This window comes from Kitasatospora sp. NPDC057518, from assembly GCF_042802075.1.
In the GTDB taxonomy this organism is placed as follows: Bacteria; Actinomycetota; Actinomycetes; order Streptomycetales; family Streptomycetaceae; genus Kitasatospora.
The window spans coordinates 18,046-27,519 of the sequence record NZ_JBHVEU010000063.1 but is presented as its reverse complement, the minus strand read 5'-3'; the positions used below and the strand labels follow the sequence as shown (position 1 = coordinate 27,519).

9 protein-coding genes are annotated in these 9,474 nt (G+C 75.1%); 6 read left to right on the top strand and 3 right to left on the bottom strand.

The genetic code is table 11. The features are described from left to right. Positions 1-26: 26 nt before the first annotated feature. Positions 27-1,460: a PTS transporter subunit EIIC gene (locus ACFU7Z_RS09440; RefSeq protein ID WP_380777127.1), complete on the bottom strand. Its 1,434-nt coding sequence runs from the start codon at positions 1,458-1,460 to the stop codon at positions 27-29. A 31-nt stretch (positions 1,461-1,491) separates the two neighbouring features. After that, the gene (locus tag ACFU7Z_RS09435) at positions 1,492-2,097 is read right to left on the bottom strand and encodes a MarR family winged helix-turn-helix transcriptional regulator (RefSeq protein ID WP_380777126.1); all 606 of its coding nucleotides are present in this window, start codon (positions 2,095-2,097) and stop codon (positions 1,492-1,494) included. 190 nt (positions 2,098-2,287) lie between these two features. On the opposite strand from ACFU7Z_RS09435, the gene ACFU7Z_RS09430 reads away from it, so the two are divergent. The 6 genes from ACFU7Z_RS09430 to ACFU7Z_RS09405 all read left to right on the top strand — a co-directional run bounded on the left by ACFU7Z_RS09430 (position 2,288) and on the right by ACFU7Z_RS09405 (position 8,190). After that, positions 2,288-3,487 carry a cytochrome P450 gene (locus ACFU7Z_RS09430; RefSeq protein ID WP_380777125.1) on the top strand — a complete coding sequence of 400 codons (1,200 nt, stop codon included), beginning with the start codon at positions 2,288-2,290 and terminating at the stop codon, positions 3,485-3,487. Between the two features lie 94 nt (positions 3,488-3,581). Beyond that, positions 3,582-3,779, top strand: coding sequence for a ferredoxin (locus ACFU7Z_RS09425; RefSeq protein ID WP_049654383.1), 198 nt, complete (start codon positions 3,582-3,584; stop codon positions 3,777-3,779). Continuing rightward, on the top strand, positions 3,776-4,984 hold the full coding sequence (locus tag ACFU7Z_RS09420) for an NAD(P)/FAD-dependent oxidoreductase (protein WP_380777124.1): 1,209 nt from the start codon (positions 3,776-3,778) through the stop codon (positions 4,982-4,984). Before ACFU7Z_RS09425 ends, ACFU7Z_RS09420 begins: the two co-directional genes overlap by 4 nt. A gap of 163 nt (positions 4,985-5,147) precedes the next feature. Further along, positions 5,148-5,735: a hypothetical protein gene (locus ACFU7Z_RS09415; RefSeq protein ID WP_380777123.1), complete on the top strand. Its 588-nt coding sequence runs from the start codon at positions 5,148-5,150 to the stop codon at positions 5,733-5,735. A gap of 221 nt (positions 5,736-5,956) precedes the next feature. After that, the gene (locus ACFU7Z_RS09410; protein ID WP_380777129.1) at positions 5,957-7,744 is read left to right on the top strand and encodes an MFS transporter; all 1,788 of its coding nucleotides are present in this window, start codon (positions 5,957-5,959) and stop codon (positions 7,742-7,744) included. Beyond that, the gene (locus ACFU7Z_RS09405) at positions 7,741-8,190 is read left to right on the top strand and encodes a MarR family winged helix-turn-helix transcriptional regulator (protein WP_380777122.1); all 450 of its coding nucleotides are present in this window, start codon (positions 7,741-7,743) and stop codon (positions 8,188-8,190) included. Before ACFU7Z_RS09410 ends, ACFU7Z_RS09405 begins: the two co-directional genes overlap by 4 nt. Positions 8,191-8,231: 41 nt before the next feature. Here ACFU7Z_RS09405 and ACFU7Z_RS09400 read toward each other — a convergent pair whose 3' ends face one another. Continuing rightward, positions 8,232-9,431, bottom strand: coding sequence for an enoyl-[acyl-carrier-protein] reductase FabV (locus ACFU7Z_RS09400; RefSeq protein WP_380777121.1), 1,200 nt, complete (start codon positions 9,429-9,431; stop codon positions 8,232-8,234). Positions 9,432-9,474: the final 43 nt, after the last annotated feature.

The following is a 9,474-nucleotide window of genomic DNA, read 5'->3' as shown; positions in this document are numbered from 1 at the left end:
GATCCCCTTCGGCGGCGGCCCGGCGGCTATTCCGAACCCTTCTCCGGGGCAACGGCGTTGTACTCGGCGAGGGTCTCGCGGGTGAAGCCGAAGAACCAGGTGGCGAGGAAGCCCGCGAGGTAGCCGGTCAGCAGCCCGCCGCCGTAGACGGCCGCGCTCGCGAGGAGCCCGTGCGGGCCGGCCAGGAGCGGGAAGAGGGCCCAGCCGGAGGGGCCGATGGCGGTGGAGCCGACGGCGTCGCCGAGCTGTCCGGCCACCCCGATGAAGGCGCCGCCGGCCGCGCCGCCGACGCAGGCGGTGACGAAGGGGCGCCCCAGCGGCAGGGTGACGCCGTAGACCAGGGGCTCACCGACGCCGAGCAGGCCGGCCGGGAGCGCGGACCTGATGGTGGCCCGGATCGAGGCATTATGGCGCAGCCGCAGGTAGACCGCCACCGCGCAGCCGACCTGTCCGGCGCCCGCCATGGCGAGGATCGGCAGCAGGACGGTGGAGCCCTGCTGCTGGATCAGGGTGGTGTGGATCGGGATCAGCGCCTGGTGCAGGCCGAGCATCACCAGCGGCAGGAAGAGGCCGCCGAGCACGAGTCCGGCGAGCAGGCCGCCGTGGGCGAGCAGCCAGGTGGCGGCGTGGCCGATGGCGGTGGAGACCTCCCCGGCGACGTACATCAGGCCGAACAGCGCGGCGAGCCCGCCGAGCAGGACGGTGACGGTGGGGGTGACCAGGACGTCGAGGGCTGCGGGCACCAGACGGCGGGTCCAGCGCTCCAGGTGGACGGCCAGCAGTGCGGCGCCGAGCGCGCCGACCACGCCGCCCTGACCGGGCGTGAGGTGGTGGCCGAAGGCCTCCACCTTGGCGACCCCGGCGTAGACGATCACGCTGGCCACCGCGCCGCCGAGCACGGGCGTGCCGCCGAACTCCTTCGCCGTGTTGTAGCCGACGAAGACCGCGATCAGCGACATGAACCCGGAGGAGACCGGGCCCAGGGCGGTGACCAGCGCCGGTGCCCAGCCGAGGTTGGCGAGCGCCCCGGAGAGGCCGGCGACGATCCCGCAGCCGATCAGGGCGGGGATCAGCGGGACGAAGATGTTCGCGATCCGGCGCAGCGCCAGCTTCACCGGGGTGGCGTTGCGCACCCGGCCCTGGGCCCGGATGCGCTCGCCGCGCCCGGCGAGGTCCTCGGCGGTGGGGGCGGCCGCCGGGCCGGGGGGCTCCAGGAGCCGGCGCAGCCGCTCGGTGACCCCGGCGACGGCGGCGGGCCCGAGCACGATCTGGTAGGTGTCGTCCTCGACCGTGCCCAGGACCTCCGGCAGCGCCCGGAGCGCCTCGGTGTCGACCAGGGCGCGGTCCGCCAGGCCCAGCCGCAGCCGGGTCATGCAGTGGGCGACCGAGCGGATGTTGGCGGCGCCGCCGACCAGCGGGAGGATCGCCTCGGCCACGGCGCGGTTCTTCTCGTCCGACATGCCGGAGGACGTACCCGGGCGCTCCCCCGGCTCAACCGCCTTGGTACGCGGCCGTTCTGGGCCCCGTGGCCGGAGCCGGTGCGCGGGCGGCGCCGTCCGTCCGGTCCGGGAGCGGGTCGTCGTCGGCCCCCGTGGCGCGCACCCGGTGCACGTACCGGTCGATGAGGTGGCGCAGCACGGTGGCGGTGGTGACGACGTCCGCCTCGGGGATGCCGTCCAGCGCGTCGGCGAGCCCGATGATGTTGGCCTGTTTCAGGCGGTCCAGCACTTCCCGTCCGCCGCGGGTGATGGCCACCTGGCGGGCCCGCCGGTCCTGCGTGTCCTGGCTGCGTTCCACCAGCTGCTGGCCCTGGAGGCGGTCGATCTGGCGGGTGACGTGGGAGGGCTTGACCATCAGGCGGTCGGCCAGGTCGCTCACCCGGCTGGCCTCCGCGCGCTCGGCGAGCGCGCGCAGCAGGTAGACGTCCGAGCGGGCGGCGGTGATGCCGGCCTTGGCGGTGCGGCGCTCGTGCTCCTGTGACCGTGTCAGCAGGTAGGCCAGGGTGGCCAGGACGTCCTCCAGGCCGTCCAGGCCGTTCGGGCCCTGCGGCCGGCAGGCGGTGGTCCGGTCGTCTTCGGCGTCTTCTTCGTCCGACATGGGGGAACTGTAGCGATCCGGTACGGGCGGCGGCCGGGACGGGGAGGCGGCGCCGGGTTTCGGACAGTTTCGGCCGTCACCCGATCCGCCCTTTCGCCACCACGGAACGCGAGTTAGCGTGACTTTCAGTTAGTTGCTTTGGGCACGTAACTAGGTGCCCACGGCTCGACTCCCGGAAGGGGATCCACCGATGGCCACCGCCGAGAAGACCCCCCGATTCACCCACCCCGCCGCCCGCGGCACCTGCCCGTTCGCCCCGCCGCCCGCGTACGAGCAGGCCCGGCAGGAGGAGCCGGTCAGCCGCGTCACCCTGTGGGACGGCTCCACCAGCTGGCTGGTCACCCGCCACGAGGACGTCAAGGCCGTCCTCTCCGACGCCCGGTTCAGCTCCGACTCCACCCGGCCCGGCTACCCGTTCATCAGCGCGGGCGCCCGGCAGCTGAACACCGGACGGCCGACCATCATCCGGATGGACGCCCCGGAGCACACCCACTTCCGCCGGATGCTGACCGGCGAGTTCATGATCAAGAAGGTCGAGGCGCTGCGCCCGGAGATCCAGCGGATCGCCGACGACCTGCTGGACCGGATGACCGACGGACGCTCCGGCGCCGACCTCGTCCACGAGTTCGCCCTGCCGCTGCCGTCCCTGGTCATCTGCCTGCTGCTCGGCGTCCCCTACCAGGACCACGACTTCTTCCAGGAGTGCAGCCGCGTCCTGCTGCGCCGCGACTCCGCCGCCGAGGACGTCGCCGACGCCCAGGCCAAGCTGGTCGACTACCTGATCGGGCTCACCGAGACCAAGCGCACCCACCCCGACGACGGCATCCTCAGCCGCCTGGTGGAGCGCGGCGAGCTGAGCACCCAGCAGATCGGCGACATGGGCCGGCTGCTGCTGATCGCCGGACACGAGACCACGGCGAACATGACCGCGCTCTCCGTGCTCGCCCTGCTGCGCAACCCCGACCAGCTCGCCCACCTGCGCGAGCACCCCGAGTCCGTGCCCGGCGCGGTCGAGGAGCTGCTGCGCTACCTGACCATCGTGCACTCCGGCGTGACCCGGGTCGCCGCCGAGGACGTCGACCTGGGCGACGTGCGGATCGCGGCGGGCGAGGGCGTCATCTGCATGGTCAACACCGCCAACCGGGACGAGCGGGAGTTCCCCGACGGCGACGAGCTCGACCTGACCCGCGACGCCCGCCGCCACCTGGCCTTCGGCTTCGGCGCCCACCAGTGCCTGGGACAGCCGCTCGCCCGGCTGGAGTTGCAGATCGCGCTGGCCACCATCCTGCGCAGACTGCCCGGACTGCGCCTGACCGTACCGTTCGAGGAGGTCCGCTTCCGCGGCGAGATGCTCATCTACGGCGTCCACGAGCTGCCGATCGCCTGGTGACCCGGGCTCCCCCGGGAGCCCGCAGAACCACACCAACCCACCTGCCCCGCACCGGAGTCCACACCGCCGGGGCACCCGTTCCGAAAGGAAGACCATGCTCGTCCGGATCGACCAGGAGAAGTGCTGCGGCGCCGGGCACTGCGTGCTCGCCGCCCCCGACGTCTTCGACCAGCGCGACGAGGACGGCATCGTCGTCCTGCTCGACGCCCGACCGCCCGCCGAACTCCACCAGGCCGTCCGGGACGCCGCCGCGGTCTGCCCGGCCTCGGCCATCACCCTGGACCAGGCGTGATCGCACTGCGGGACGTGGCCGTGGTCGGCGCCGGCGCGGCCGGGCTGCACGCCGCCGAGGCGCTGCGCCGGGCCGGCTACGACGGCCGCCTCACCCTGATCGGGGCCGAGCCCGAACCGCCGTACGACCGGCCGCCGCTGTCCAAACACCTGCTCGGCGGGGAGTGGCAGCCCGACCGCCTGGCCCTGCGCGGCCCCGAGGCACTGGAGGAGCTCCGGCTCGACCTGCGCCTCGGGGTCCGGGCCGAGCGGCTGGACCGCCGGGAGCGGACCGTCCGGCTCTCCGACGGCGGACGGGTGCGCTGCGAGGCCGTCATCGTGGCCACCGGGGTGCGCCCGCGCCGGCTCCCGGGCGCCGACGCTCCCCGGCCCGGGGCGCACGTGCTGCGCACCCTCGCCGACGCCCTCGCCCTGCGCGAGGAACTGCGCGCGGGCGTACGGCTGTTGGTGGTCGGCGGCGGGCTGCTCGGCGCCGAGGCGGCGGCCACCGCCGTCGGGCTCGGCGCCGAGGTGACCTGGCTGACCTCCACCGCCACGCCGCTGGCCGCCGTCCTCGGCACCGAGACGGCCGCGCTGCTGGCCGGCCTGCACCGCGAGCACGGGGTGCGGCTGCACCGGGGCGTGGCCACCGGACTGCTCGAACGGCGCGGCCGGGCCGTCGGCGTCCGGCTCGCCGACGGCTCCGAACTGGCCGCCGACGCCGTGCTGATGGCCGTCGGCTCCGAACCGGCCACCGAGTGGCTGGCCGGCAGCGGCGTCCCGCTGGACGACGGCGTGGTCTGCGACGCCTACTGCGCCGCCGGCCCCGGCGTCTGGGCGGCCGGGGACGCCGCCTCCTGGCCCGATCCGCGCACCGGCCGCCACCACCGCCTCGAACAGCGCACCAACGCCACCGAGCAGGCCATGCACGCGGCCCGGAACCTGCTGGCCGGCCCGGACGGCGAACGGCAGGCCTACCGGCCGGTCCCGTACCTGTGGACCGACCAGTACGGGCTGCGGGTCCAGGTGTTCGGCCGGCCCGGCGGCGCCGAGCGGTTCGAGGTGGTCGACGGCAGCCTGGCGGAGCACCGCTTCGCCGCCGTCTGCGTCCGGGACGGCCTGGTCACCGGCGCGGTCGGGATCGCCTCCGCCCGGGCGCTGCGCGGGCTGCGCGCCCAGGTCGCGGCGCACGGCCCGTGGCCGCCCGAGCAGGCCGAGCAGGCCTGAGCCGCCCCGCCGCTGCCGCCCCGCCGCCGTAGCCCTGCCAGTGCCGCCCGCCGTCGCCGCCCGCCAACCGGGCGAGGCGGCGGGCGGACCGGCATGGTGCGAGGGCCCCGGCACGGCCCCGCCCGGAGACTGGTGGCCCGCCGCCGGCCAGGGGAGAGAGCGCATGGACGACCGCAGTCACCGAGCCGCCCGGGGGCCCGCCCCCGCCCCGGGGGTGACCTCGCGGGCCGGGGTCCTGGGCACCGCGCTGGCCGCCGTCCTCGCCTTCTCGCTCTCCTCCGGCTCCTGGCAGTGGTTCTCCACCTACCTCGGGCTGACCCTCCTCGCGGTGGTCCTCTCCTCCACCCGCCCGCCGAGCCGCGCGACCGACACCGGGGCCGGCTACGCCCGGAGCCTGGCCGCCTACACGCTCGTCATCGGACTGTGCGTGGCCCTCGCCCTGGCCCCGGCGATGCAGCGCTGGTCCTGGCTGTTCCCGATGCCGGGCACCCGCCGCGACTGCCCCCGCCTGGGCGACTACGCCCGGCTGCAGGCCCAGGCCTCCCTCGGCGACCTGGCCGCCCGGGACGGCGCCGCGCTCGCCGCCGCCCAGGGCGAACAGGCCCGGCACGCCGTCGCCGACTGCCTCTCCGCGACCACCACGCTCTGGCTGCCCGTGTACGCGCTGGCCGCCGCACTGCTGGCCGCGCTCGCCGTCCGACTGCTGGACCGGGGCGGCCGCTGGGGACCCTCCCGGTCCGTCGAGGGCTGAGGGGCGACGGAGGGCGGACGGGCGGCGCGCCCCGGGCACTCCCCCGCGCTCCCCGTGCCCCGGCCGGGTCTACCGGTCGAACATCCGCCGGACTATCGTTAGTTGGCGGAAGCTATCGAATTCCCCACGCCGACCCGCCGGCCGGCCAGCAGGAGGCAGCGGTGGCGACACGACTCTCCGACGGCGGCAGGACGGGGCGGCCGCACCCGGCCGGCCACGGTGTGGCACCGGAGCACCCCCGGTACAAGTGGGTGGCGCTGTCCAACACCACGCTCGGCACCCTGATCGCCACCGTCAACGCCTCGATCGTGCTGATCTCGCTGCCCGCGATCTTCAACGGCATCGGCCTGGACCCGCTCCGCCCCGGCAACGTCAGCTACCTGCTGTGGATGCTGATGGGCTACATGCTGGTCACCGCCGTGCTGGTGGTCACCCTCGGCAGACTGGGCGACATCCACGGCCGGGTGCGGATCTACAACGCGGGCTTCCTGATCTTCACCCTCACCTCGGTGGCACTCTCCCTCGACCCGCTGCACGGCGGGCCCGGGGCCCTGTGGCTGATCGGCTGGCGGGTCGTGCAGGCGGTCGGCGGGTCGATGCTGATGGCCAACTCGGCGGCGATCATCACCGACGCCTTCCCGGCCCGCCAACGCGGCACGGCCCTGGGGGTGAACATCGTCGCGGGCATCGCCGGGTCCTTCATCGGCCTGGTCCTGGGCGGGCTGCTGGCCGAGTGGAACTGGCGGTCGATCTTCTGGGTCAATGTGCCGATCGGCATCCTCGGCACGGTCTGGGCCTACCGCTCGCTGCGCGAGACCGGGGTGCGCAAGCCCGCCCGGATCGACTGGTGGGGCAACATCACCTTCGGCGTCGGCCTGACCGCCCTGCTCGCCGCGATCACCTACGGCATCCAGCCGTACGGCGGCCACACCATGGGCTGGACCAACCCCTGGGTGCTGGCCGGACTGTTCGGCGGGGTGGCGCTGCTCGCCGTCTTCTGCCTGGTCGAGTCCCGCACCGCCGAGCCGATGTTCCCGCTCTCGCTCTTCCGCGACCCGGTCTTCGCGGGCGGCAACGCGGCCACCCTGCTGGGCTCGATCGCCCGCGGCGGGCTGCAGTTCATGCTGATCATCTGGCTGCAGGGCATCTGGCTGCCGCTGCACGGCTACGACTACGCCGACACCCCGCTGTGGGCCGGGATCTACCTCGTCCCGCTGACCGTCGGCTTCCTGGCCGCCGGACCGGTCGCCGGCTACCTGTCCGACCGCGCCGGAGCCAGACTCTTCGCCGCCGGCGGACTGGTGGTGATGGCCCTGTCCTTCGCCGGGCTGCTCCTGCTGCCCACCGACTTCGGCTACCCGTGGTTCGCCCTGCTGGTGTTCGTCAACGGCCTGGGCGGCGGCCTGTTCGCCGCCCCCAACACCTCGCTGATCATGTCCAGCGTGCCGGCCGCCGCCCGCGGCGCGGCCTCCGGCATGCGGGCCACCTTCCAGAACGCCGGCATGGTGCTGTCGATCGGCGTCTTCTTCTCCCTGATGGTGGCCGGCCTGGCGGGCTCGCTGCCGCACACGCTCACCGCCGGACTGACCGCCCAGGGCGTGCCCGCCGCCGACGCGCACGCCATCGCCTCGCTGCCGCCGGTGGGCACCCTGTTCGCCGCCTTCCTCGGGTACAACCCGATCCAGCAGCTGCTGGGCCCGCAGGTGCTCGGGCAGCTGCCGGCGGACAACGTCCGGACGCTGACCGGCCGGGAGTTCTTCCCGCAGCTGATCTCGGGGCCCTTCCACGACGGGCTGGTGGTGGTGTTCTGGCTGGCGATCGCGATGTCGCTGGTCGCCGCGGCCGCCTCGCTGGTGCGCGAGCGGACCCGGCCCGCCGCCGCGCCTTCGGCCTCCGCGCCGTCCGGCTCCGTACCCTCCGGTGCCTCACCCTCCGGTGCCTCACCGGCCAGCGCCGCGCCCGCCCCCGCGCGGCCCGCCGCCCCGCCGACGAAGGAGCCCGGGCCGTGAGCGCGGACGGCGGCGGCCTGTCCGCCGAGGCCGTCGTCCGGCTCAGGCTGGCGATCGGCCGGCTCAACCGCCAGCTGGTCCGCGCCTCCGGCGACCAGGACCTCACCGCCGCCCAGCTCTCCGCCCTGGCCCGGGTGGAACAGCACGGGCCGCTGCGGCTCGGCGAACTCGCCGCACGCGAGGGCGTCGCGGTGCCGTCCATGGTCCGTACGGTCACCCCGCTGGTCGCCGACGGGCTGGTCGCCAAGACCCCCGACCCGCAGGACGGACGCTCCCAGCTGCTCGCCCCCACCCCGCTCGGGCTGGAGACGCTGGCCCGGATCCGCCGCGAGCGCACCGCCCTGCTGGCCCGCCGCAGCGCCCGGCTCAGCCCCGAGCAGTGCCGCGCCCTGGAGGCGGCGCTGCCCCTCCTGGAGCTGCTGCTCGACGAACCCGGCGCCCCCTGACCCGGGTCCGTGACGGCCCCGGTCCGCCGACGGCAGGACCGCTACCGCTGCCCCGGCCAGGGCACCGAGGTCTCCACACCGGCGGTGTAGTCGACGCCGGGGACGTCCCAGCCGTACAGCTGCCGGAACTGGTTGTAGAACCAGGCGGCCCCGGCCGGGTCGGCGGCCAGCGCGGCCGCCGGGTCGGCCCACAGCTCCCGCACCCGGTCCTGCACGGCGGGGTCGAGCTCCCAGCCGTCCAGGCGGATGCGGCCCCGGTCGTCCAGGGCGGGTTCCTTCGCTCCGGTCAGCTGCTCCCACAGGTCCACGGCCTGGTCGTCGGTCGTGCGCCAGCCGTCCTCGCCGAGGACGTTGCGCAGCAGCGAGGTGTAGAGGGCGATGGAGGGGATGGCGGTGGACGCCTGGGTGACGGCCGCGCCGGCGACGACGGTGAACGCCCGGCCGCGGTCGGCGAGCACCCCGGTCTGCAGCTCCCGGGCGGTGGCCTCCAGGTGCTCCTTGGCGGCGCCGATCGTGCCCTGCCGGTAGACCGGCGCGGTGATCTCGGAGCCGACGTAGGACAGGGCCACGGTGGTGAAGCCGGGGGCGAGCAGGTCCGCCTCGGCCAGCGCCCGCACCCACAGCCCCCAGTCCTCGCCGCCCATCACCTTGACGGTCGCCGCCCGCTCGGCCGCGTCGGCCGGGGCGAGGTCGACGGTGCCGACCTGCGGGGCCCCGTCGTCGAAGAGCAGGGACGGCGAGGTGTACGGGGAGCCGATCGGCTTGATCACCGAGTGGTGGACCTCGCCGGTGGCCGGGTCGGTGCGCCGGGGCGAGGCCAGCGAGTAGACGAGGTGGTCGACCGGGCCGTACCGCTCGGCGAGCAGCTTGAGCACCTCGGCGCGGGTGGCGTCGGCGTAGGCGTCGGCGTTGACGAAGGTGACGTCTCCCCCGCTGCCCTCGGCCAGGGCGGAGGTCGCGGCGGTGCGGTACCAGCCGGCGGTGGCGGTGCGCCGCTCGGTGGCGGCGCCCTCGTAGGCGACGCCGATCCCGCGGACGCCGTGGCGGCGCAGCCCGGCGAGCAGGATCGCCTGGCCGTACCCGGCGCTGGCGCCGAGGACCAGGACGACCGGGGCCCTGCCGGTCGCGGCCGCGGGCTCGATGCGCCGCCACTGGCGGTCGACGGTGGCCTCGCTGCCGGCCGGGTGGGAGTTGACGATCAGGTAGCCCCGCTGCTTGGGGGTGATCTGCTGGATGCTCACGCGGTGGCGCCCTCTCCGATCCGGAGATCGTGATCAAGGTGTC

Bases quoted from the DNA above. Each gene is read 5' to 3' on its own strand.
- ACFU7Z_RS09440 (WP_380777127.1), bottom strand. From the start codon at position 1,460: ATGTCGGACGAGAAGAACCGCGCCGTGGCCGAGGCGATCCTCCCGCTG.
- ACFU7Z_RS09435 (WP_380777126.1), bottom strand. From the start codon at position 2,097: ATGTCGGACGAAGAAGACGCCGAAGACGACCGGACCACCGCCTGCCGG.
- ACFU7Z_RS09430 (WP_380777125.1), top strand. From the start codon at position 2,288: ATGGCCACCGCCGAGAAGACCCCCCGATTCACCCACCCCGCCGCCCGC.
- ACFU7Z_RS09425 (WP_049654383.1), top strand. From the start codon at position 3,582: ATGCTCGTCCGGATCGACCAGGAGAAGTGCTGCGGCGCCGGGCACTGC.
- ACFU7Z_RS09415 (WP_380777123.1), top strand. From the start codon at position 5,148: ATGGACGACCGCAGTCACCGAGCCGCCCGGGGGCCCGCCCCCGCCCCG.